The 25,234-nt window shown below is 37.8% G+C and carries 24 protein-coding genes and 1 other annotated feature; of the genes, 1 reads left to right on the top strand and 23 read right to left on the bottom strand.

Annotation, left to right across the window (positions count from 1 at the left end; all coding sequences use genetic code 11):
• Nucleotides 1–78: 78 nt before the first annotated feature.
• Entirely contained in the window at nt 79–1,284 is a 1,206-nt protein-coding gene (locus QH639_RS08715) for a helix-turn-helix transcriptional regulator (RefSeq protein WP_281115957.1), read from the top strand.
• A 99-nt stretch (nt 1,285–1,383) separates the two neighbouring features.
• Here QH639_RS08715 and ileS read toward each other — a convergent pair whose 3' ends face one another.
• The 23 genes from ileS to rsmH form a co-directional block, all read right to left on the bottom strand.
• Nucleotides 1,384–4,152: an isoleucine--tRNA ligase gene (ileS, locus tag QH639_RS08710; protein WP_259419888.1), complete on the bottom strand. Its 2,769-nt coding sequence runs from the start codon at nt 4,150–4,152 to the stop codon at nt 1,384–1,386.
• 112 nt (nt 4,153–4,264) lie between these two features.
• Nucleotides 4,265–4,488 (bottom strand) — a binding site (T-box leader).
• Nucleotides 4,489–4,584: 96 nt separating this feature from the next.
• Nucleotides 4,585–5,109 (bottom strand): DivIVA domain-containing protein, encoded by a 525-nt coding sequence (locus QH639_RS08705; RefSeq protein ID WP_131521621.1) that lies wholly within the window; start codon nt 5,107–5,109, stop codon nt 4,585–4,587.
• 95 nt (nt 5,110–5,204) lie between these two features.
• Nucleotides 5,205–5,993 carry a YlmH family RNA-binding protein gene (locus tag QH639_RS08700; RefSeq protein ID WP_237899562.1) on the bottom strand — a complete coding sequence of 263 codons (789 nt, stop codon included), beginning with the start codon at nt 5,991–5,993 and terminating at the stop codon, nt 5,205–5,207.
• Nucleotides 5,994–6,162: 169 nt separating this feature from the next.
• Entirely contained in the window at nt 6,163–6,444 is a 282-nt protein-coding gene (locus QH639_RS08695) for a YggT family protein (protein ID WP_004227322.1), read from the bottom strand.
• Between the two features lie 20 nt (nt 6,445–6,464).
• Nucleotides 6,465–6,962, bottom strand: a complete 498-nt coding sequence (locus QH639_RS08690) for a cell division protein SepF (protein ID WP_281115956.1) — start codon at nt 6,960–6,962, stop codon at nt 6,465–6,467.
• The gene (locus QH639_RS08685) at nt 6,946–7,650 is read right to left on the bottom strand and encodes a YggS family pyridoxal phosphate-dependent enzyme (RefSeq protein ID WP_054549893.1); all 705 of its coding nucleotides are present in this window, start codon (nt 7,648–7,650) and stop codon (nt 6,946–6,948) included. The genes QH639_RS08690 and QH639_RS08685 overlap by 17 nt, the downstream gene beginning before the upstream one ends.
• 119 nt (nt 7,651–7,769) lie before the next feature.
• The gene (locus QH639_RS08680) at nt 7,770–8,012 is read right to left on the bottom strand and encodes a PRC-barrel domain-containing protein (RefSeq protein WP_225340754.1); all 243 of its coding nucleotides are present in this window, start codon (nt 8,010–8,012) and stop codon (nt 7,770–7,772) included.
• 131 nt (nt 8,013–8,143) lie between these two features.
• Nucleotides 8,144–8,917: an RNA polymerase sporulation sigma factor SigG gene (gene sigG, locus QH639_RS08675; RefSeq protein WP_004227313.1), complete on the bottom strand. Its 774-nt coding sequence runs from the start codon at nt 8,915–8,917 to the stop codon at nt 8,144–8,146.
• Between the two features lie 114 nt (nt 8,918–9,031).
• Complete coding sequence (gene sigE / locus QH639_RS08670; protein ID WP_009373518.1) at nt 9,032–9,739, bottom strand: RNA polymerase sporulation sigma factor SigE; 708 nt, start codon at nt 9,737–9,739, stop codon at nt 9,032–9,034.
• Nucleotides 9,740–9,752: 13 nt separating this feature from the next.
• Complete coding sequence (locus tag QH639_RS08665) at nt 9,753–10,586, bottom strand: sigma-E processing peptidase SpoIIGA (RefSeq protein ID WP_131521624.1); 834 nt, start codon at nt 10,584–10,586, stop codon at nt 9,753–9,755.
• Nucleotides 10,587–10,768: 182 nt separating this feature from the next.
• Complete coding sequence (gene ftsZ / locus QH639_RS08660; RefSeq protein ID WP_004224858.1) at nt 10,769–11,926, bottom strand: cell division protein FtsZ; 1,158 nt, start codon at nt 11,924–11,926, stop codon at nt 10,769–10,771.
• A 53-nt stretch (nt 11,927–11,979) separates the two neighbouring features.
• Nucleotides 11,980–13,263 (bottom strand): cell division protein FtsA, encoded by a 1,284-nt coding sequence (gene ftsA, locus QH639_RS08655; RefSeq protein WP_004224856.1) that lies wholly within the window; start codon nt 13,261–13,263, stop codon nt 11,980–11,982.
• 95 nt (nt 13,264–13,358) lie between these two features.
• Nucleotides 13,359–13,730: a small basic family protein gene (locus QH639_RS08650; RefSeq protein ID WP_004224852.1), complete on the bottom strand. Its 372-nt coding sequence runs from the start codon at nt 13,728–13,730 to the stop codon at nt 13,359–13,361.
• A gap of 3 nt (nt 13,731–13,733) precedes the next feature.
• Entirely contained in the window at nt 13,734–14,453 is a 720-nt protein-coding gene (locus QH639_RS08645; protein WP_237899549.1) for a DUF881 domain-containing protein, read from the bottom strand.
• A gap of 123 nt (nt 14,454–14,576) precedes the next feature.
• Entirely contained in the window at nt 14,577–15,305 is a 729-nt protein-coding gene (locus tag QH639_RS08640; RefSeq protein WP_131521626.1) for a DUF881 domain-containing protein, read from the bottom strand.
• On the bottom strand, nt 15,283–16,116 hold the full coding sequence (locus tag QH639_RS08635; protein WP_048394656.1) for a cell division protein FtsQ/DivIB: 834 nt from the start codon (nt 16,114–16,116) through the stop codon (nt 15,283–15,285). The genes QH639_RS08640 and QH639_RS08635 overlap by 23 nt, the downstream gene beginning before the upstream one ends.
• A gap of 21 nt (nt 16,117–16,137) precedes the next feature.
• Nucleotides 16,138–17,217 (bottom strand): putative lipid II flippase FtsW, encoded by a 1,080-nt coding sequence (gene ftsW, locus QH639_RS08630; protein ID WP_131521627.1) that lies wholly within the window; start codon nt 17,215–17,217, stop codon nt 16,138–16,140.
• A gap of 40 nt (nt 17,218–17,257) precedes the next feature.
• On the bottom strand, nt 17,258–18,607 hold the full coding sequence (gene murD, locus QH639_RS08625) for a UDP-N-acetylmuramoyl-L-alanine--D-glutamate ligase (RefSeq protein WP_131521628.1): 1,350 nt from the start codon (nt 18,605–18,607) through the stop codon (nt 17,258–17,260).
• Nucleotides 18,607–19,578, bottom strand: coding sequence for a phospho-N-acetylmuramoyl-pentapeptide-transferase (gene mraY, locus QH639_RS08620; RefSeq protein WP_131521629.1), 972 nt, complete (start codon nt 19,576–19,578; stop codon nt 18,607–18,609). The genes murD and mraY overlap by 1 nt, the downstream gene beginning before the upstream one ends.
• A gap of 125 nt (nt 19,579–19,703) precedes the next feature.
• Nucleotides 19,704–21,620, bottom strand: a complete 1,917-nt coding sequence (locus QH639_RS08615) for a stage V sporulation protein D (protein WP_281115955.1) — start codon at nt 21,618–21,620, stop codon at nt 19,704–19,706.
• A gap of 57 nt (nt 21,621–21,677) precedes the next feature.
• Nucleotides 21,678–23,900 (bottom strand): penicillin-binding protein, encoded by a 2,223-nt coding sequence (locus QH639_RS08610; protein WP_131521630.1) that lies wholly within the window; start codon nt 23,898–23,900, stop codon nt 21,678–21,680.
• A complete protein-coding gene (gene ftsL / locus QH639_RS08605) occupies nt 23,897–24,268 on the bottom strand; it encodes a cell division protein FtsL (RefSeq protein WP_004224836.1) in 372 nt (123 codons plus the stop codon). The genes QH639_RS08610 and ftsL overlap by 4 nt, the downstream gene beginning before the upstream one ends.
• Nucleotides 24,269–25,219 (bottom strand): 16S rRNA (cytosine(1402)-N(4))-methyltransferase RsmH, encoded by a 951-nt coding sequence (rsmH, locus tag QH639_RS08600; protein WP_048394669.1) that lies wholly within the window; start codon nt 25,217–25,219, stop codon nt 24,269–24,271.
• Nucleotides 25,220–25,234 lie beyond the last annotated feature (15 nt).

Here is a 25,234-nt window from a genome sequence, read left to right as displayed (position 1 = left end):
AAATTGCTATTTTAAGTTAAAATATTTTTATCTTTTTATTCGTAGGGGGCTGGTAGCATTTTAAAGGTGGTATGGTATATGGAAAGCTCATTTGACAAGCTGCAGATGAGTGAATGGTTAAAAGAGGTTTTACCAAACGCTTTAGAGGAATGTAAAGTGCCAAAGCCAGAAGATGAGGTCATTATTGTCTATGAAGTCAATCGGTTATTTGACTGGGTAAAAATTAATCGATTAAAAAGAAACTATCCTAATAGTATTATTGTCCCGTTTGTTACAGAACACCTTACCTACTCGACTGGTATAGCAATTGAATTAGCTTTACCTGCACTTCTCATAAAACCATTACAAAAATCAAAATTTTTACGAATCGTAAAAAAACTGTATACGTCCTATCAGGAAAAAAAGGCGAGTACGCTTACAATACTTGAGCTATCACAACAAGTGTCCCAACAACATACCTCTCCATTTAGGGAAGCATTTTTAAAACGCCTGATCCGTGGAGAAATTGACAATGAACAAGAAATAATACAATCTGCTTCATTTTTATCGACAAGCTGTATTCCTAATATTGTATTTTTAATTCAAGGCTATATTGATGGGGATAATAAGAGAGCTGTCCCACACGATGCAAGTAGTAGTATTACAACTGTTTTTCGTCAGCACTTTGCGGAGAAGGCCTCATTATCCTTTTTACATTTTGAACGCTATTTATTACTTCTCATGCGAATTCCTACTGCTTATAACTCTTTCAAACATTGGACTGAGGGTGAAGCCTGTTTATTAGAGGTTATCGAGACCCTAAAAAGGGATTGTTCTATTCATCTTTTTATGGGAGTTGGAGGTGTATTTCAGGATGCTATGCAAGTGAAGGAATCCTATAGCCAGGCTAGAAAAGCACGTAGAAAACCACCTATCCATAATATACACATCCGATATTACGAAGATTTAACAAAGCATGAGCAGCTGCAAAAAGCTATTCAGTATATTGAAGAACATTACGACGAACAACTGACCATTCGTGATGTTGCAAAATATATTAACTTTAGCCCAACTCATTTTAGTAGACTATTTAAAAAAGAAACAGGTCGCAATTTTGTTGACTATGTTGCTTATACACGCATTATCAAAACCTTACCTTTTTTACGCAAGTACGACTACACCATAGAAAAAATCTCCTCCACCTGTGGCTTCAATACACCAAATTACTATAGCTTAACTTTTAAAAAATATGTAGGGATCTCTCCAACAGACTATCGCAATACGACAGAAATTTTATTTAAATAATGGAAAAGAATCTGCAAAACTTCCATGAAAAAAGCAAGCCTCCAACAAGGAGACTTGCACATCCTCTACATTTAAATGCAGATTCTTGTTATTTATAGATTAAACGTAATACTTTTCTACAACTTCTGCACAGCGAGCACATACTGTAGGTTGTGCTTCATTTGAACCAACTGTTTCAGAAATTGACCAGCAACGCTCACATTTCTCACCTGTAGCCTTCTCAACAACAATGGAAACATGCTCAAGTGCTAAAGCTTCAGCAGGTGCCTCCTCGATAGCAGCTACCTCAAAAGCTGAAACGATGGAAAGTTGTGCAAAGTCAATGTTGGCATCGTTCAATAATGCGACAACATCTTCTTTCGCGTAGACAGTGACTTTTGCTTCAAGTGATTTACCAATTGTTTTCGCATTACGTGCTTCCTCTAATGCTTTTAAAATATCATCGCGTACATCAATAATTTTTTCCCATTTTGTACGTAGGCTGTCAAAATTCGCTTGAACATCTACCTCTGGGAAATCTGTTAATTGAACAGAAACTTCTTCTACAATACCTTGAACATGTAAATAAGACCACATTTCATCCGTTGTATGTGGGATAATTGGTGTCATGATTTTTACTAATGTCATCAATGTATCATAAATAACTGTTTGCATCGCACGACGATCCTTATTGTCATGACCCTCGATATAGACTACGTCTTTGGCAATATCAAGATAGAATGAAGATAACTCTACAGCAACGAAATTATTGACTACATGATAGACAGCAGCAAAATCATAGCGATCATAGGCAGCACGCACAGTTTTTAAGACATCCTGTAAGCGCATATACACATATTGATCCATTTCACGAAGCTCAGCATAACTTACACGATCTTTCGTAGGATCGAAATCAGCAATATTGCCGTGCAAGAAACGGAAAGTATTACGAATTTTACGATACACCTCAGATACTTGCTTTAACATATCCATAGAGATGCGCACATCTGCTGTATAATCAACAGAAGCAACCCATAAACGAAGTATGTCTGCTCCATACTGATCCATTACTTTTTGCGGAATAATCACATTCCCTAAAGATTTACTCATTTTACGTCCTTCACCATCAAGTACAAAACCATGTGTTAAAAGTCCTTTGTATGGTGCATAGCCGTTAATAGCTACAGATGTAATAAGAGAGGAATTAAACCAACCACGATGTTGGTCAGAACCCTCTAAATAGAGATCAGCTGGATATTTCATACCACGTTCTACTAGTACACCTTGGTGTGATGAACCGGAATCAAACCATACATCCATAATATCATTTTCTTTTGTAAATTCGCCGTTCGGGCTACCTGGATGTGTAAAGCCTTCTGGTAATAACTCTTTTGCTGTTTTTTGGAACCAAATATTTGATCCATTCTCACGGAATAATGCTGAGACATGACTAATTGTTTCAGGTGTAATAATAGGTTCACCATTTTCAGCATAGAAAATCGGAATCGGCACACCCCACGCACGTTGACGTGAAATTACCCAGTCTCCACGATCACGAATCATATTATAAAGACGAGTTTCTCCCCAAGCTGGTGTAAATGCTGTTGCTTTTACAGCCTCTAATAACTCCCCACGGAATGCTTCAACAGATGCAAACCATTGTGGTGTCGCACGATAAATAACAGGCTTTTTCGTACGCCAGTCATGTGGATAGGAGTGCGTAAAGAAATCAAGCTTTTCTAACGCTCCTACTTCTTTTAGTTTTTCTGTGACGAGTTTATTTGCATCATTATAAAACACGCCTTCAAAACCAGGTGCTTCATCTGTATAACAGCCACTATTATCAAGAGGGCTAAGAATACCTAAACCATACTGTTTACCAATATGATAATCGTCTTCACCATGCCCTGGGGCTGTATGAACACAACCTGTACCCGCTTCAGCAGTTACGTGTTCACCTACCATAATAAGCGATTCACGATCGTAGAATGGATGTTGTGCTACAATACGATCTAATGCCTCTCCTTTTACCTCTTGGACAACCTCATAGTCTACCCATCCAAGCGTAGTTGCCACTGACTCTAATAACTCTTTGGCAATGATGAATTTTTTATTAGCCACTGCAACTACTACATAGATAAATTCAGGATTCAAAGAAATCCCTAAGTTTGCTGGTAATGTCCATGGTGTTGTTGTCCAAATGATAAATTTAGCATCTGCTGGAACAACACCCTTCGCATCCTTAATTGCAAAGCTTACATAAATGGATGGAGATTTGATGTCCTTATATTCAATTTCAGCTTCCGCCAAAGCAGATTCAGAAGAAGGAGACCAATAAACCGGCTTTAACCCTTTATAGATATAACCTTTTTCTGCCATTTTACCGAATACTTCAATTTGACGAGCTTCAAACTCAGGCTTTAATGTAATATATGGATTTTCCCAATCACCTCGAATGCCTAGACGGCGGAATTGGGCACGTTGATTGTCAATTTGCTCATAAGCATACTCTTCACAAAGTTGGCGGAATGCTGCTACTGACATCTCTTTGCGTTTTACACCTTTGTTAGTCAATGCTTGCTCAATTGGTAAACCATGTGTATCCCAACCTGGAATATAATTGACATGGTAGCCAGTCATGGAGCGATGACGTGTAATCATATCCTTCAATACTTTATTTAGAGCATGGCCGATATGGATATCACCATTTGCATAGGGAGGACCATCATGTAGAACAAATTCTGGTCGACCTTCCGTACGTTCCATCTGTAATTTGTTAATATCCATGCCATTCCATTTTTCTTGCATTTTTGGCTCATTTGCCGGTAAATTTCCACGCATTGGGAAATCTGTTTTTGGCATTAATAAAGTATCTTTGTATTCAACCATTAAAATTCCTCCTTTATTTTACACAAACAGGTAGACATTTTTCTCATAAGACAGTTATTGGCAAACTTATCTAAAACGATTCGGAAACAAACAAAAAAAGCCCTCAATCCCACTAAGGGACGAGAAGCTTCTACTCGCGGTACCACCCTAATTGTAGTACAAAAAATTGCACTACCTCTTAAAAGCACGTTTAACGTCGTGCATCACGAAATAACCTACTTTTTTCAGTTATTTAGCTCAGAAGTGATGTTCAATGCTAGTTGTATGTTTGGGCTCTCACTGTCCCCAAATCGCTTAACAACGCCTAACAAATACTGTCTTCGTCTCTGCTTTTATGCATATCTGTTCAAAATAATTACTATTACAAAGTATATGAAATTCAAACAATCGCGTCAAGTTTCATTTGTCAATTACAGCAATTAAAAAGAAAAGTTAAATATCCTCAGAATCCTGTGCTTCTTCAACAGATGCTTGAATTTCTGTTAAATCGATATCATATTGCAGCAAATGATCCCAGTCATCTGCATTAAGTAAATCCAGCTGTGCTTCTACAAGCATCTTGAAACGATTACGAAATACCTTAGATTGCTTTTTAAGCTCATCAATTTCAATCGTCACCTTACGAGCCTTCGTCAAAGCTTCATTGACAATTCGATCAGCATTTTTTTCAGCTTCTTTTACAATGAGTTTTGCCTCTTTTTGAGAATTTCTTCTCACTTCATCAGCCGCTTCTTGTGCAACGACAATAGACTTCTGCAAAGTTTCTTCTAAGGAGTTGAAATGTCTCGCTTGTTCTAAAGCCATCTCTAATTGCTTATCAACCTCTTTTTTTTCACGAAGCAGAATTTCATAGTCTTTAATAATCTGATCTAAAAATTCATTTACTTCATCTTCAGCATAACCTCTGAAGGCTTTTGTAAACTCCTTATTATGTATATCAATAGGTGATAATGGCATACAATCCTTCTCTCCTTTACATGTACATTCGTAATTTCTATTATACAATTGTTCCGACAACTTAGCAGTAAAAATTAATGAAATTTACTTCACTTTCAGCTTTTTTGGGCCAATCGACCGACTTGAAGACGGATTTTATCTTTTTTAGTTCGGCCTTCAGTCATAATAATTTTCATCCGTCCACTTCCACGTATCGATAAAATATCTCCCTCCTGTAATTCAAAAGCAACTGTATCTCTTTCTGTCCAATTTACACGAACTTTTTTTCCAGTTATTAAAGCTTGAGCTTTTTGGCGTGATACATTTAATACAGTCGCAATAATTACATCTAAGCGCATGGAAGATACTGTATGAGATTCCTCCAACCATTCTTCCTCATTTACAATAAGGGAATCCGCTTCTTTTAAAGACTCAATATGCACCTTAACTTTACCAATACCTGTTAAATGTAACCGAACATATTCTGCTACCTCTTGGGCTACAACGAATTGCACCTGCTGATCATTTACCCGAATATCACCAAACTTGCCACGGTTTAAACCTAATGAAAGCAACGCACCTAAAACATCAGGATGTCGTAATTGGACAAATTTCACTGGATATTGAATCGTAAATGCCACTAACTGAAAGTCCTCCTCTATCACTTCATAGTAAGTAGGAAAAATAAGCATACGCTGCCTCTCCGCCTCTTCAAATAAACCTGTGCATGCAGTTTTTAGCGTATCATCTTGCCCGATAATCGATGTCACAATAAAACGCTGTCTTGGATCAAGAAAATCTGTCAGCTTAGGCGCATAACGATCTTCAACCTCACGCTGCCAGCTTATTACCTGTTCAATAAAGGGCTGTTCATCTTTTCGAAAATGCTGGATTAAGTGTTCCATCTTGTTGTCTCCTCTTTCACTAGTTCCTTTTTGCTTTGTTAGTTGGAAACTTAGTATTCCCAATTCATAACGTTTGGACGTCATTGTTTTAATATTTTTTATTAGTCGCTTTGTAGCGAGGATAATTAAAATAAATAAAAAATCCCCACCAAAACGTGAGGATTTATTTCTAAGCGAACATAAAATATATTTTCTGAATGACTATATAAAGCCCTCTTTCTATAAAATTCAGCATAAAGATGGCCACAATTGGCGAAATATCAATCATACCAAGAGGCGGAATGAATTTCCTAAAAATACCTAAATATGGCTCACAAACTTTTTCAAGCATGCGACCAATTGCTGAATTTTGAGCGGCAGGCACCCAAGACATTAAGATATATGCAATTAGCATGAATGAGTAAATCTTAAATGCTAATGATACATAACCAAGTATAATAAAAAAAGTCATATAAACTACAATCCTCGCTATTAATTATCGTCTAAAATAAAGTTTGTAATTTCACCAGTCACTTCTACATTATCTGGCGTACAAAGGAAGATATCTTTACCAATACGTTGAATATCTCCAGCAAGAGCATAGACTGTGCCACTTAAAAAATCAATAATGCGTTTACCTTGTTCTCTTTCGATACGTTGCAAATTGACAATTGTTGCACGTTTATTTTTTAAATGCTCTGCGATATCTTGTGCTTCTGCATAAACTCTCGGTTCTATTAAAACAACTTTTGCTCCCTTAGAACTCATAGCTGCCTGCAAACTGACAATGTTATTAGGAGTTGCTGTGCTTTGTGGCATGATTTCATGAATAGGTGCTTTGCGTTCTTTCATCGTTTTTTTTGGCTTAATTGGATGAATCGGTTGCTGTTGTTGTATGGGTTGTTGTTGCTGAATAGGAGCTTGCGTGATTTCTTCTTCTAATTCTTCTTCAAGGTAAAAGAAGTTTTTAATCTTATTTTTCATGCTCATCCTGTTCCCCTCTTTCATTTCCAACAAGAGCCGTTCCGACTCGAACAAAAGTAGCCCCTTCCTCTACCGCAATTTCAAAGTCATTAGACATGCCCATTGATAACTCGGTACAAGGTGCGTGTGCGAATCCTTGCTCGGCTATTTGCTGTTGACATTGTTTTAATTGCTTGAAAACAGAGCGAATAATTGCTTCGTTTTCGGTGTTTGGTGCCATAGTCATTAAACCTACAACTTGAATCTTCGTAAAACCTTTTAATGCTTCTACAAAAGGCAAAACTTCTTCGATAGTTAAACCATGTTTTGATTCTTCACCAGAAATATTTACTTGTACAAAACATTTAACAGGTTGTTCGGCTCTTTTTTCAATTTCTTCTGCCAAACTCAAACGATCTAAGGAGTGTAAATAATCAATGCTGTTAATCACTTGTTTTACTTTACGTGTTTGAAGCGACCCAATGTAATGCCAATGAACATCAGCATGTATCTCAGTAATTTTACGATGTAAGCCCTCTGGTCTGTTTTCTCCTAAATGAGTGAGCCCTGCTTCAATTGCTTCTTGTGTTCTTTCAACAGAAACTTCCTTCGTCACGGCAATTATTTGGACTTTTTCGCCCTCACGATTCCCTTTTTTTTCTGCTGCTGTTATTAAATCATTTAGTTTGTTTAAATTTGTTAAGATTTTTGTCACTGTTTTTCCCAACTTTACAACAATAGTTTCTTTTATTGTAACAAGCAATGCTTGATTTATCAATGAATAGCCTGACCTATGTCAGCATACAATTCTCACAATTTTAATGTGCCTATGTCTTAGGAAAGGGCTTTGACTAAAATGACATCCTTACCAACAACAAGCACATCCTTCATATACACTTTTCTCACAGACTCTTCACCTTTAAAAAAACCAAGATATTTGCGAGGCTCTGCAATCAAAAATGCTGTCACATAGCCTGTTTCTTTTGATACTTCAGCATCTATTACAAAGCCTATAAATCGTCCATTTCCTGCTTCAATGACTTCTTTTTGTTGTAACATCGAAAAACGCAATGACATACCTCCTCTATTGTTTACTTTCGTATAAACATTTCTACTACCATTAAACTTTGCTGTTACTTTATATTTATGTATCATTTGTTCATTGAATGAAGATAAAATGCGCACCGAATTATACGATGCGCATTTTTTTATTTGTAATCTTTTTGCATTGTTTCAATTGCATTTTTTTCAAGACGTGATATTTGTGCTTGAGAAATCCCAAGTTCTTTGGCAATCTCAGTTTGGGTCTCTCCATAATAAAATCGTTTGGCAACGATCATTTGCTGACGTTCATCTAGCTTTTGCAAGCTTTCCTTTACCGACACATAGGCAACCCATTGATCCTCTGATACATCATCATCACGTAATTGGTCCATCATATAAACGGCATCTCCGCCATCTGAATAAATGGGTTCCTGTAATGAAACTGGATCTTGAATGGCATCTAAAGCAAATAAAACGTCTTCCTTTTTCATGTCAATCATCTCGGCAATTTCTTCAATCGTTGGTTCTCGCAAATTATCGGTTATCCATTGCTCTTTTGCCTGCATTGCCTTATAAGCTATATCTCTTAGAGAGCGAGATACACGTAATGCATGATGATCACGCAGATGGCGACGAATTTCACCAATAATCATTGGTACAGCATATGTCGAAAATCGTACATTATGCTTTAAATCAAAATGATCAATGGCTTTCATGAGGCCAATACAGCCAACTTGAAATAAATCATCTGCCTGTTCACCTCTATAGGCAAATCTACCGACAATACTAAGCACTAACCTTAAATTGCACATCACAAGCTCTTCTCTAATCTCTGTTTCTCCAGCTTGCAATCGGATGAAGAGTTCCTTCATTTCCTCGTGCTTTAGAATTGGCAAAGTCGATGTATCTAAGCCGCAAAGATCTACTTTTGTTCGCATATTCGATTCCTCCGGATGTTATTCTCTGACTAAACCGTGACATCAGTTTGTCCGAGAGAAACAAGAATATGCACAAAAGATGCGACCAATTTTAGGTAGGATAAATTTCCCTTTCTAAGAAATTGGTTGATTTAAATTTTCACGTAAATCTTGAATAATTTTCTTTTCTAAACGGGAAATATATGATTGCGATATGCCTAAATGATCTGCAACTTCTTTTTGTGTCATTTCAACTTTTCCATTGAGACCAAAGCGACATTCCATAATATAACGTTCACGCGCACCTAGTAAATTAATAGCGTGGAACATATGCTGACGTTCAATTTTTTTCTCTACATTATCTAAAATAATATGCTCTTCTGTTCCTAAAATATCTGACAGTAATAATTCATTTCCATCTGCATCAGAATTTAATGGTTCATCTAAGGATACTTCCCCCTTCATACGACTTGTTTTTCGTAAATGCATTAAAATTTCATTTTCAATACAGCGTGATGCGTATGTTGCAAGCTTAATATTTTTATCCGTATTGAACGTCTCAATTGCCTTTATTAAACCAATGGAGCCAATACTGATTAAGTCTTCGATTGGCGTTCCCGTATTATCAAAACGTCTAGCAATATAAACAACAAGACGTAAATTACGTTCAATTAGTGTGTCTCTAGCTCGTAAATCACCATTCATAAAGGATGCAATGACTGTAACTTCTTCTTCTCGACTTAATGGCACTGGCAATGAATCATTTCCCCCTATATAGTACGTTTCACGACTCCGAAACTTACTCCATAATTTTTTCAAGCTAGCAAGTAGCCTAAGAAGCAATAGTTCTCCCCCTCTATGAGTTATTTGAAAGCGCTGAAAAATGTAAAATTGCTGCTGTGCTATGTGGAAAATTTTTAGCTTTTTTGGTTAATACGATATATTCATTCATTTTCACTTGCGAAGGCTCCCCCTTTATATGCCACTCATCAAAGCGAAAACCAAGGACAACGGTTTGCTGCTGTACTGTATTGACATGAATAAATCGTATATAACGCTGATAATCTTCTGAAAACATAGATACATTGTACGGATCTGTTTCTTGCCATTTCATTAATGATTCCCGGAACGCTGAAGGTAAATGTGGTCTCAAAGCAGTATAGGAAACAAAATGAACCGGCTTTCCTGATAATGGCTCAATGGCTTGATTTCCTGTATCTACAAAGGCAGAAAGTGGTATTTTTGCCCCAAAGATTGTTAAAGTTGTATCAAATACAAATTGACCACTTAAGCGTTCTAGCTTTACAAAACCCCATTGCTTATAAAATGCAATAAGATTTAAAACTGCAAGCAAAAAGCAAATCATAATGAAATGGGTGGCAGAAAGATTTTTTAAAAAAGGTTGTAGCGCTGTTAACAATCCGCCAATGACGATCGTTGCTGTTAATACAATCGGTCCTTGCTTCTGAAAGCTTCGAATCTTAAAGTGAAACGCTATACCAATTAACAATATAAAACTCAGAATTGTCGTCCACAGCATTTGACCGCCAATGACAGCTACAAAACTACTACAAATAGAACTCATTAATAATCTTGAATTTTTTACAAGGACTCCTGTTACTCTTGCCGTAAACGTGAGTATCGCTAGATTAAAAAGCGTATTAATGAGCACCAGCCATTCTCCATACATAACAGCCGCCTCCTACTTACAAAGTTAGCACGTTACTCCCACAAATATTGTCAAACAATCGCATCATTTCCTAAAAATGTTTTGACAAAAAACATGGTTTCCTTACACATTCGAACATCATGGCAGTCAATATAAAAAGCTCGTATTTTACATATGTAAAATACGAGCTTTTTAGAAGTTAATTAACCACGATTTTTGCGGTTACGTAAAAATGCCGGAACCTCAAGCATGTCATCCTGTGCATAATTTTGCTGATTTTGACGTGGCTGCTCATGTTGAACATGCATTTCTTGTCGTTGTTCACGAATAGGTGCTTGTTGCTGTGGAGCAGATTGTCTGTTCATGTTAAGTGTTGGTTTTGCTGTAGGTCGTTGTTGCTGTAAAGCTTCCTCGGTGAAGCCTGTCGCAATAACTGTAACAATAATTTCATCTTTAAGATTTTCATTAATTACAGAACCGAAAATCATATTTACCTCTTCATCTGATGCAGAAGCTACGATATCTGCTGCTTCTTGTACTTCAAATAAGCTAAGATTTGAACCACCTGTAATGTTCATAAGAACACCTTTAGCGCCATCAATGGATGATTCAAGCAATGGACTTGAAATAGCTTTCTTTGCAGCCTCAGAAGCTCGGTTTTCCCCTGTTGCAATACCAATTCCCATTAAAGCTGAACCTTTGTTGGACATAATCGTTTTCACGTCTGCAAAGTCTAAGTTAATAAGACCAGGTGTAGCAATTAAATCTGAAATACCTTGTACACCTTGACGTAATACATTATCGGCTTCTCTAAAGGCTTCTAACATCGGTGTTGATTTATCAACTATTTGTAGTAGCTTGTCGTTTGGTATCACAATCAGTGTATCTACTGCTTCTTTCATACCGCCAATTCCACCGATTGCTTGTGTTTGACGTTTACGACCTTCAAAAGTAAATGGACGAGTGACAACACCTACTGTTAGGGCTCCCAATTCACGTGCAATTTGTGCAATCACTGGAGCTGCTCCAGTACCCGTTCCGCCGCCCATACCAGCAGTCACGAATACCATATCGGCGCCTCTTAAAACCTCTTCTAACTGTTCTCTGCTCTCTTCAGCAGCTTTTTTTCCTACTTCTGGATTTGCACCTGCACCTAATCCACGCGTTAATTTAGCCCCAATTTGTAGCCTTACTTCCGCTTTGGATAAATTTAATGCCTGTGCATCCGTGTTAACTGCGATAAAGTCAACACCCTGTACACCATGTTCTATCATTCGATTGACAGCGTTGTTACCGCCGCCACCAACACCTATGACCTTTATTACTGCAAGTTCGTCAACACTTGTATCAAATTCTAACATCTCTTTTTCCTCCCACGGTAACTCGACTCTGTATCATTCATTACGCATTCTAGTTAATCAAAAAACTTATCAAATAATTTTTTTGCTCTCCCAATTACGCTTTCTTTTGGTTCTGAAGGTGCAGAATACTCTTGCTTTTTGCTTATAGCTGGTTGAGCCCCTACAACTGCATATTCAACAGGCTGCGTATTCGTACTTTTACCGTAAAAATCATCTTCTAAATAGGCGTAACGAATAAGTCCAACTGCCGTCGCAAATGAAGGCTCTCTAACACCGATATAATCGGGTGTATAGATTCTAACACGCGTTTGTAGAATTTGACGTGCTAATTGGGCAATCCCCTCAAGCTTTGCAACACCACCAGTTAAAACTACACCGCCTGGTAAATCTCTAACACCTAAACGTGCTAATTCATCTATAACTAACTCTAGTAATTCTTCTAATCTAGCACCGATAATCTCCGATATATAGCGTTGGCTGTACTGATCAGTAGAATCTGTACCCACGACAGGCACTTCAAAGAGTTCATCATCTGATGCGTCATCATAAAAGGCATGTCCAAACTGGTGTTTAATTTGTTCTGCTTGTTCTGTTGGTGTTTTTAAAACGATTGAAATATCTTTCGTTATATGATCACCACCAACTGGTATGACACCCGTATGCGTTAATAATCCCTCTTCAAAAACTGCAATTGTTGTAGATCCGCCACCTAAGTCAATGAAGGCAGTTCCTTGGTTTTTTTCATCTTCTGTTAATGCAAAGTAGCCTGATGCTAATGGCTGCAAATATATTTCTCGTATACTTAAACCCGCTCGCTCAACACAGCGAAGAACATTGTGTAAAAGCGTTTTGGATGTCGTTATCATTGTTGCATCCATTTCAAGACGGATGCCAATCATACCACGAGGATCTTTAATTTCATCAAGGTTGTCCACAATAAACTGTCTTGGAATGATGTTAACTAATTCACGTTCAGGAGGTATTGACATGACTTGTGCAGATTCTACCACTCTGTCTAAATCATCATCTGTAATTTCTCTATTTTCACTATTTACAGCGACAACACCTTTAACTAGCTGTAACATCGTCTGGTTAGCTGGAACGCCTAAAACGACTTCATGGATTTGATAACCAGTCATTCGTTCGGCCTGTTCTATTGCTTTTCGAATAGATTGTACTGTTGCGTCAATATCAACAATCGCACCTTTTCGAACTCCATTCGACTTTACATTTCCGACGCCAATTACATGTAATTGCCCGTCACTCATTTCACCTATTAATACCTTGACAGAGGAGGACCCAATATCAAGGGAAATGTATAAATCTTGCTGATTCAATTCGCTGCACCTCCTTGAAAAATGCTCTTGTTTTCATTCTATTGTAAACTTCGCATAATGTCTAAGCAAATCGAGTATTTTGGTCAATTTTTCTCTCATTCTATGGAAGTTTTTTTCCGCTTGTGACGTTTCTCATCTAACCGAGTTAGTAATATACGCCTAATGATTGCTATATTTTGGAATAAACGTACTCCGAAAGCGAAAATCGCTGCTAAATACAAATCTATCCCCAAATTCACTCCTATAAAAGCTAATCCTGCTGCTAGAACTATATTAAAAAAGAATCCTGATACAAAAACTTTATCATCGTAAACTTGCTGTAATTGAGCACGAATACCTCCAAATAATGTATCTAAAGCTGCTAAAACAGCTATTGACAGATAATTTTCATACATAGAGGGGATTTGTATATTTGTTAACAAGCCAAGGGCAAGTCCAAATATCAAACCTAAAAATGGTAGCCACATATATTAATCTCCTTTTTTTACCTCTGCTAAATAATCATTTGTCAACGGCTGATCAAATGCTGGAAGTTGTAACTGTTCAATTGGTTCTTCAATTACTAAATTAAAATTGTCTAAATAAAATGAGTCTATAAATGTTGAGGCCAGCAAGGAATTATACATTTTTTGCGCTGCTTTATAATCGCTTGTCCCAACAAATATCTCAAATGAAGGCGAAGACAGTGGTATACTGTTTACCGTTGTCTTACCATTGATATCACGTATGGCTGTTGTTTGTACTACACGATTACCATCAATTGAGACATTAGTAGCATTGTTCTTAAAAAGGGTATTCAATAATTGAGTTAACAAATCAGGTGAAATCTCTTGAATTTCATAGCCCATTTCTATCAGTTCAGGTGCAGGTTCAACTCGAAGTACAACACCTGGCCCTATAACTTCTGTTAATCCTGCTTGCAGCTTTAAACGATTTAATGTTTCATTTAAGGCTGCTTGCTGATTTACTTTTTCAGATTGCTCATAGCGATCCACTACTTCATGAAGTGAGCGAATTTCTGCCAGTAGTGCGGAATGTCTTTGTTTTTCTTGTGCTAATTCCTCTCTTATTGCCCAAATATCTCGTGTATCTCGCTCAGCTGGTTTTTGTATGGTATTGTATTGTACCGCTATCATCAAACCGATAATAAATAGCACGATCGTTATTCGGGTGTACATATTTCTTTTCAAAATAGCCCCTCCTAGACGTATCGTATGCCCCTCAGAATACGACTTTGCATTGTATAATTTTCTACAATCGACTATATAACTGGAGGCTAAATTAAACATGAAATTTAAAGTATAGAACTTGTCCTAACTTTCTATTTTTACTTTTGGCATGGTAAGCTTCTGATTTTCTTCAAGTGACACCACAATATTGTCATTTAATAATTGATCCACCACGCCCCCGTTTAAGTTTAAAGAAGCTATTAATGTATCTGAATCACCAACCGCTTCGATCACAAACGGAGCTGGATGTTGTGTACCATCAATTGTTATTACTGGGCCATTACAGCGAATATAAGAACTCGCTAATACACGTTGTCCATTAATAGCAATAGCTTGTGCGCCTGAAATTTTTAGTTCATTTAACAATTTAAATACATGACTTTCATGGACAATATAGTCATTTGGATTTAAGGATTTTGGATCATAGTCTCCATCTTGAAGGGTTATACGTATGCCCTTCCCCTCACTCTTTAGTTCACCGAGTAAAAGCCGTAAATCTTCTGCTTGCTCAACAAGCTTCTTATAGTCCTTTTCGTTTGAAGCAAAGGATTTTTCATACTTTCGAATTTGTTCTTGTAAATTATTTAGTTCTTCCGTGAGTTCTTTATTGCGCTCTTGTTGAGTGATTAGCTCCTCACGATAAGAATCTTCTTGCTCAAAAAGCTCAGAATTAAGAGTGCCTGCTTCTCGATTATCTTTCGCCTGGTTGTATGAATAGCCGATGATAAATCCTGTTGTTACACAAACAATTAGTAATTCGAATTGTTTTCTAGTAAAAAAACTACCTTTGCTATTCGTCTTCTTGTTGTTCATCTTCTGTCACTTCCTGGTTAACCATTTCACCATCTGCATTTACTTCCATGTCAATACTAATCTTGTTGTATTCCTCGTTAAAGGGACGATAGTATGAACCGACCTCTAAATCAATCACACCTTTTTCTAAGTTAGCAATTTGTGCGACAATAGAGGGGTAGTAATTTAACTTTTCCGCTAGTGTCTGAATAACAGCACGTACTTCGTAGCCATCATTCATATAAAGCTTGACTGCATTTGGATTTGCTTCATTACTATTCGTGTTAACCTGAGAAATTAAAGCTAATACTTCTGGCTTTAATTGTGCTAGCTGTTCAACAAGCTTATTAATTGTCTTTTCACCAGTTATCCCGATAAAAACAGGTGCATCAATGGGTGTATCATTTCCCGTTTGTTCAAAGCGCTTGCCGTTTTCTAGCAAAGGATAATAAGTCCCATCTCCAGCTAAGTACGCAACTTTTTTCCATTCTTTAATATCAATTGTTACGCCTTGTAGCCAGTTACGGTTAACCTGTACTTCTTTTACCCATTTATCCTTTAATAAAATCTGCTCAATATCTTCCACTTTGAAACTCCACATTGATTTTCCTGGTGCAAGAGTACTTGCCTCCAAATAATATTGGTCATTCGCTAGCTTAGCACCATTGACTGTAATTTTATTGATGTTACTGTATGGAGACTGAAAATAAAGGAGTACTGCTAACACAATAAAGAAAAGTAATATTAGCACTATAAATTTCCGGTTTGTACGCTTTTTTCGTCGCTTTTTTAGCGTAGGTATGCGTTCTTCTATATCAATTACTTTCTCCACAAAAGTACTCCTCCTTTATATTTATTTCGCTAATTGATAAATAATACCTATTATTAACCACATTGTTACTAAAGATGTTCCACCATAGCTAATAAAAGGTAATGTAACACCCGTTACTGGCACTAAACCTATTACTACGGCTATATTTAGAAAAGCCTGCACCATAAGCATTGTGACTAGCCCGATTATCGCATAATAGGACGTTCGGTTTTTAGCCTGTACAGCAAATCTATAGCCTGCATAAATCGTTAGTACAAAAAGCGCTAAAATAACGAGGCCACCAATCAATCCGACTTCTTCTAAAATAATGGCGTAAATAAAATCATTTTGAGGCTCTGGTAAATACAGAAACTTTTGTCGGCTTTGTCCAAAGCCATGCCCAAAAATTCCTGCTGGACCGATAGCCATTAAAGATTGCACCGCTTGGAACCCACTAACCAAGGGATCAGCCCATGGATCAAGAAATGCTTCTATACGCTTTAGACGATAAGGCGCTGTCGCTATGAGACCTACTAATCCAGCGACGCCAGCAAGCATAATCATAGCGTATAGTTTGAGCGGATAGCCAGCGACAAAAAACAATAAAAACACAGATACAACGAGAATAAATACTGAGCCAAAATCCGGCTGCAACATGATAAGAACAACAGGAAGTAACAGGATGAAACCATGTCGCCAGTTAACAACAGGAGTGCCCGTTTTATGTTGGGCTAATATATGGCTCAAGTACACAATGACGGTAATTTTCGTTAGCTCTGCTGGCTGTATTGTTAATGGACCTACACCAATCCAGCTTTGCGAACCATTTCGCACCAATCCTATACCAGGAATCAGTACGAGAACGAGTAAAATTAACGAAAATATATAGGCCATTTTCCAAAAGGACTGCTCTCTCAAAATATTTAATCGAATCGTGATTAAAAATACGATAATGGCTACCACAAAGTATACGCTTTGCTTCACATAAAACGGCATTTTTCCACTATAATGAACGGCACTCCAATAGGTACCTGCAGAATAGACGAAAATAATGCCGATTATTGATAGCATCAAAGTTGTGACGAGCAATAAGTAGCTTTCTTTACCTCTCAGTAATGCCATCCTTCCAAGTCAAGTATATTCTAAAATAGTTACAGGCTCATTACAGCTTCATTACAGCATCAATAAAAACATCTCCACGTATTTCAAAGCTGTCATATTGATCCCAACTTGCACATGCTGGAGATAGTAAAATAACATCTCCTTCTGAAGACATCGGTGCTGCATATTGAACAGCATCTTCTACATTTTGAGCAATGACGGTATGTTCGACACCACACGATTTTGCAAATTCTACAAATCGTAAGCCAGTTTCTCCAAACGCAACAACACCCTTTACATGACTCATACAAGGGCGAAGTTCTTCGAAAGAATGTCCACGATCTAAGCCACCTGCGAGTAAAATGACAGGAGCTTGGAAAGCATCTAAAGCACTCTTTGTCGCTAAACAGTTCGTTGCCTTAGAGTCGTTGTAAATCTTACGACCGTTCCATTCACGTACGAATTGTGTACGGTGTCTAACTCCACCAAATGTCGCTAAAACCTCTTCCATCTTCTCTTTGTCACAGCCAACTAAAATACAGGCTGCCACAGCTGCTAGGATGTTTTCTAAATTATGCTTACCAGGCAAGGCAATACTCGCGCGATCCATGTATGGTTCACCTTGCCAATAAATTGTTGTATCATCTGCACTAATCCCATTTGCAGTACGCCCCTTCGAACTGAATGGAATCTTCTGTGCATGAGATTGTGCTGCATATCCAACCACTATCGGTTGGTCGGCATTATAAATAAAATAATCACTGTCATCTTGATTACGAGTTACGCCAAACTTCGCTTCAGCATAGTTATTAAATGTTCCATGATAATCTAGATGCGCATCATAAAGATTTGTCAAAATAGCAATTTTAGGCTTAAATGTTTTGATCCCCATCAATTGGAAAGAAGACAATTCTGTTACAATGATGTCATCTTGATTAGCTTCTTTTGCAACGCCACAAGCAACTGTCCCAATATTTCCAGCAATTAACGGATTTTTACTTCCGTTACTTAACATGTCGAATATTAAAGTTGTCGTCGTTGTTTTGCCATTTGAGCCTGTTATACCAATAAATGGTGCATCACTAATTAAAAAAGCTAGCTCAATCTCTGTCCAGACTGGAATCTCTCGACTAAGGGCATCAGCCACAATTCGATTGCTATAAGGTATACCTGGATTTTTTACCACTAACTCAAAGCCTTCATCAAGTAAATCTTCAGGATGGCGACCACAGATTACAGTAATCCCCTTCTGTAATAGCCCTTGTGCATCTGGACTTTCATCAAATGGTTTTGAATCATTTACTGTTACAAATGCACCAAGCTCATGTAAAATTTCCGCAGCGGCCACACCACTTTTTGCTAGACCTAACACAAGTACTTTTTTATGTTGTAAATCTGTATAGTTTTTCATTAGAACGCCTCCGATAAGACTGCAATTAATGCTACTGCTAAGGCAGTTGACCAGAAGACAAGCACTACTTTCCATTCTGACCAACCCGATAATTCAAAATGATGATGAATAGGGCTCATTTTAAAAATACGCTTTTTTCGAAGCTTAAAGCTACCTACCTGCAAAATAACGGAAAGTGTTTCGATCACAAACACTAAACCAACTAGTAAAAGCAAGAATTCTTCTTTTACTAAGACAGATACCATAGCCAATGCTCCACCTAATGCTAATGACCCCGTATCCCCCATAAATACCTTTGCAGGATTTGCATTAAATAATAAAAAGCCTAATAAAGCACCTGTTACAGCAAACGAAAATAGTGCAATATCTGCCTGACTTTGGAATAGTGCAATAACACCGAATGCTGCAAAGGCAATGGAGGCAGTACCCGCCACTAGCCCGTCTAGTCCATCTGTCAAATTCACTGCATTGGAGAAGCCTACTAACCAGAAAATTAAAAAGGCTACATAGAATACGTCAAGATCAATTGTCCACTCCGTAAAAGGAATAGCTAACGTTGTATCAAACGATCCTACATGTAGAAGGAAATACGCAAGAATAGCAATAACAATTTGACCAATCAATTTTTGAAGAGAGGTTAAACCTAAATTTCTTTTAAATACAACCTTTAAACCATCATCTAATAAACCTATTAAGCCGAATCCTGCTAATACTAATAAAAGTACTACGGTCTGTGTCGTTAATAAATCTAAAAAGCTACCTACACCAACAGTTGTTAGGAGGATGGATATTAAGAAAATGATTCCCCCCATTGTTGGTGTACCAGCTTTTTTCATATGTGATTTTGGTCCCTCTTCTCGAATACTTTGCCCAAACTTGAGACGACGAAGAAGTGGAATACTAATTGGTGCCAGGATAACTGTTACTATAAAAGCAAGAGCTAAAATGGTAAGTGTTGTTGCGAGTTTCATTGAAAAATCTCCTTTAAATCTTGTTTCACTTTCTTCTTTAAGAAAAAAGCATTAACTTTCATTTTATTATTACTACCCTTCATAATAATAGTGGTTCTTTCCCAATTTTTAAAGGTAAAGTTATTTTAGTTCTCCAAATATAAATGAATGGTACCATCTTGTTTGATAACACTATCCACTTCAGGTAATTGATTACCAATTTTAGTCCCTTCTCCATGCCATTCAATACGGAATGGATAAAATTGCTTGGCAATATCATCCTTTGTTTGACCAATAAAATTCGGTACCTTCACAGTAATTGGGTCACCATAACGATAATCCTTTTCCAGTTGTTCCTTCGATTTTTCAATACCTACAAAAGGCGCAACATCCTCAATAATTTGCCCCACTATAGGTGCTGCTACAACACCACCAAACTGGGTTGTCTTTTTCGGATTGTCAACAGCTACATAGACAACAATTTGCGGATTGTCTGCTGGTGCAAAGCCAATAAAGGATACGATGTATTCTCCACTTTTATAACGGCCATTTTCAACTTTTTGTGCTGTCCCAGTTTTACCACCAATGCGCAGTCCATCTCGAAAGGCTTGTCGACCTGAACCATTCGCTACTACTGATTCCAAAGCACCTCGAACCTTAGCAGAGGTTTCTTCACGAATTACCTGATTTTTAACAACTGGTTGTGTTTCTTGTATGACTTCTCCTGTATTTGGATTAAATACCTTTTTCACAACATATGGCGTATAAAGCTTGCCTCCATTTATGGCAGCAGCTACTGCTTGAACTTGTTGAATAGGTGTCACGGCTACCCCTTGCCCGAATGAAGTGGTGGCCTGCTCAACAGGACCAAAGGCATCCTTAGAAAATAAAATACCCGATGCTTCACCAGCTATATTAGACCCTGTCTTTTTTCCAAAACCAAAGTCTTTAATATATTGTAGTAGTCGTTCATTGCCTAGGCGCTGACCTAATTCTATAAAGCCTGGGTTACAGGAGTTCTCAACCACCTCTAAAAAGGTTTCATGCCCATGTCCTTCACGTTTCCAACAGCGAAGCTTTGCACCCGCCACCATCGTATAACCTGGATCATAAAAGGTTTCATGCTCCAAATCCACTAGGTTTTCTTCCAACGCAGCACTAAGGGTAATAATTTTAAAAGTAGAACCTGGCTCATACGTCATCCATACAGGTAAATTTCGATTGTAGATGGCTGGCTCTACTAATTGATATTCAGCTGGATGGAAAGTAGGATAAGAGGCTAATGCCAAAATTTCGCCAGTGTTTGGATTCATCGCAATCGCTAGTGCTTGGTCAGCTTCATAGCGCTTCATTGCTTGCGACATCTCACGCTCTACGACTTGCTGTACATCAACGTCAATTGTTAGCTCGATCGTAGCACCATCCTCTCCTGCTTTCCAAGCACTTGAAACATTAGGCAAATTATTACCTTTTGCATCTGTAAAGAGACGGATCGCAGAAGAATTAGCCTGCAGAAATTTATCATATTCATATTCTATTCCAGCTAATCCTTGGGCATCATACCCTGTAAAACCTAAAAATCGAGATAATAGCGTGCCGTAAGGATAATCCCTAGAATAATCAACACCACTATATAACCCTTCAATTTGCATGCCTTGTAATTCTACTGCTTTTTCATAAGGTATATTTTTGCCTTCAGGTGCTAGTTTCACTAAGTACGCTTTTTTTTGCATTTTCTCTAATAGATTCGCCTTATCCACTTCGAGAACCTGGGCAATTTTTTCAGCAGCTCCTTCAATATCATTGCTTTGTGAAGGCATGAAATATAAAGTAGGCGCTAGCTTATTAGTTACAATACTCTCTCCATCTCGATCTGTTATATGCCCTCGTTCATTCGCAAATGGAATTTCCCTGTCCCAGTTCTCCTCTGCCTTGGTAGTCAATTCTTTTTGATCTAACACTTGCAAAAAGAACAACCTAACAACAATTGCCACTGCTACACACATAAACAACACATATAAAATACGTAAACGCTTTTTAGAATGGATAGAAATCCACTTCATTCGACATCACACCTTGTTTTTTACAACGTATGAAATAAAGTGGACTTCTATTCAGTATTATTCATCCTCTACTTCTTCAACTTCGCCCTCAGAGGCAGCTTCAACGTCTTGTACAAAGCTTTCGGCAGGTGTTTTAAGCTTAACAACAATCGGGGAACTATCAGTGATGACGGTTCCAGCTGAAACGCTTTGACTTGCTACAAAACCTTCGCCGAATATTTCCATCTCGAGTCCAGTCATAGATTTGAAGACTAGTAAATTACGTAATGACCAATTCGTAAAGTCTGGCAATGTTACCTCGCCATCTGTCTTTAAAAATACAAAACTACCTTTTACCAGTTTTTGAGTGTTCGATGGATATTGTTCAATAATTTTACCACCACTACCAACAACAATTGGTTGTAAACCATCATTGGCTAATTCTACTTCAACCGCTTCAGCACTTTGACCTGTAAAGTCCTGAATGCTGACTTTATTGACATGTTGAACATCGTCTGGGTTGATATTAAGGTGCTTTAAGCTATTTAACATAACTGGATTAAAGACTTTTGATACTGGTACAGATCCAAGCTCATTGTTCAGCTTAGGTTTTTTCACTGAGACATATACAATTAGCTGTGGATCATCTACAGGAGCTAAGCCTAAAAATGAATAAAGGTATTGGTTTGAAAGATATCCACCACTAGCTTTCGGAATTTGGGCAGTCCCCGTTTTCCCTGCAACCTCATAATCCTCCAATATAAAATCCTTTGCTGTCCCATGTTTTGATGTTAATGTTGAAGCTAGGATTTCTCGTACTTGTTTCGCTGTATCAGCTTTAATCGGCTGTCCTTTTTCAACTGGTTCATGATTTTGAATAATTTTCCCTGTAGAAGAATCAACAATACGGTCGATAACATACGGTTGCATCATCTTGCCATCATTCGCAATAGCAGTCATCGCTTGGATTAACTGAATAGGTGTTACTGTTGAACCTTGGCCGTAAGTTGTTGTTACTCGTTGAATAGGGTACTTCGATAAAATAGTACCCGCTGCTTCATTCGGTAAATCAATTCCCGTTTTGTGCCCAAAACCAAAGCGATCCAGATAATCAATAAATACGTCATCGCCAATCTTAGTTAATAAATGGGCCATACCAGTATTGGCAGAGCGTTGAAAACCTTCTAAATAAGTAATTGGACCCCAACCATATCTATTGTGATCTCGAATCGTACGGTCAAATACTGTATATGAACCTGACATAAACCTATCATTCGGTGTCCATTTTCCAGTATCGATAGCTGAAGCAAGCGTGAAAGTTTTCATCGTTGAGCCAGGCTCAATTGTCTCCTCAATCACCTCATTCAGCCACTTCATATTTTGACTTTCACGTGTTTCTGGGTTAAATGTAGGACGCTGTGACATTGCTAAAATCTTCCCAGTCTTCGGATCTGCTACTACCGCGGTCATGGACTCAGGATTATATTCCTGTTCAACCTTTGTCATTGCTTCCTCTAAGAAGCTTTGGATTGTTTTATCAAGTGTTAAATAAATGTCGTCCCCATTTTTTGCAGGTGTAATCATTTTCTCACTGTTTGGAAGCAAATAGCGGAAAGCATCTGTCTCATATTCCACCTTGCCATTAACGCCTGTTAATTCTTTATCATACGTATATTCTAGACCCATTTCTCCCTTGGTTGTAACCGTGCCATCTTCATTATCTTTTTTGAGAGCATAGCCAATTAAATGAGAGGCAAATACACCATTTGGATAATACCGTTTTAAGTCACTCACAAAGAGAATTCCTGGTAATTTTTCTTCCTTTATTTTACTCATGACCTCGTGACTAATGCCACGGCCTGCGCTACCAAACTCAACTTGATATAAAGGTTCACCATCACTTCTATATCGATTGTTCAATTTTTTAACAATCTCGTCTTCCTTTTCCTTCATCGCTGGAATATATTTCGCTAGTACTTTTGCCGTTTTCTCCGAATCTACTACATGTCGAGGATTCTTTGGATCTGTTGTAGCCTTTTCGCTTACAATGGCAATCATGCGATAACTCAATGTATCCTCTGCAATTACTTGTCCATTTTGATCATAAATCTTCCCACGATTAGCTGTAATTACACTTTCCTTACCATACTTAGCTGCTGCTCTCGCTGCAAGCTCTTGTCCTTCCACTTCACCTGTAGCCTGTAATGTCACCATTCTTGTGAATAATAGAAAAAAGAGCCCTCCATAAAAAATTAATAATAGAAAGGCTCCCCATTGGAATCGAAATCTCTTTTTTTTCATTCTCCCGGCACTACCTTTACATTTTTCTCATTTTGAGTTAAACCGAGTTCTTTGGCTTTTTTCCATATGTTTTCGTATGTAGAAAGTTCACTTACACGAACCGTTAAGTCAACATTCTGTTTCGCAATCTCTTCTGCTTCTGATTCGATTTTTTGAATGTCTATACTTGTTGTTTGAATCGCTGCTTGTTTATTTAATACAAGAATTCCTAGTACAGCAATAATGCCAATTAAAACAATTAGCATTGTCTTTTCAAACTTCTGGTTCGTTTTTTTACGACGTATGATAGTGGGTTGTGGACTAGGTGGTGTTATCGGTTGTTGCACTTGTTGATGTTGGTGCTGTTGCCTTACACGAACTGCTGCCATTTACTCACGCCCTTTGTCGTTAATTTTCTCCACCACTCTAAGCTTCGCTGAACGCGCACGATTATTAACTGCCAATTCTTCATCAGAAGGAATAATAGGCTTTCGTGTAATAAGCTTTAAAGTTGGCTTCATGTCATCAGGAATTACAGGTAAATTTGGCGGTAATTCCGGTAATGATGACGCTTCCTTAAAGATTGTCTTGCATAGGCGGTCCTCCAATGAATGGAACGTAATGACACTAATGCGCCCCCCTACGTTAATCATATCAATCGCATCGACTAATGAATCCTCTGCTGCGCCTAGCTCATCATTAACAGCAATTCTTATTGCTTGGAAAATGCGCTTTGCCGGATGTCCACCTTTTCGGCGTGCCGCTGCTGGAATACCCTCTTTAATTAATTCTACAAGTTGACCAGTTGTTTCAATCGGCGCTGTTTTTCGTGCCTCTTCAATTTTACGAGCAACTTGTTTAGAAAATTTTTCTTCTCCATAACGGAAAAATATACGAACAAGATCTTCGTATGCCCATTGATTAACAACATCTGATGCTGTCAGTGTTGCAGTTTGGTCCATACGCATATCAAGTGGTGCATCGTGGTGATAACTAAAGCCTCTCTCAGGTGTATCTAATTGTGGAGAAGATACGCCTAAGTCATATAAAATACCATCAACCTGCTTAATGCCATGAGCTAATAGTTCTTCTTTTAAGTAACGGAAATTCGAATGGATAAATGTAACACGCTCTATATAAGGTGCTAATCGAATTTTCGCATTTTCAATAGCCGTCATATCTTGATCAAAACAAATTAAGCGGCCTTTATCTGATAATTGTTGTACTAGATATTCACTGTGTCCCGCACCACCTAGTGTACAGTCCACATATACACCATCAGGATCTATGTTCAACCCATCAACAGTTTCTTTTAATAACACGGTTGTATGATCGAACATACCACTCGCTCCTCT

This window comes from Lysinibacillus sp. 1 U-2021 (assembly GCF_029916965.1).
GTDB classification, from domain to species: domain Bacteria; phylum Bacillota; class Bacilli; order Bacillales_A; family Planococcaceae; genus Lysinibacillus; species Lysinibacillus capsici.
This window is presented reverse-complemented; position numbering and strand designations above follow the sequence as displayed.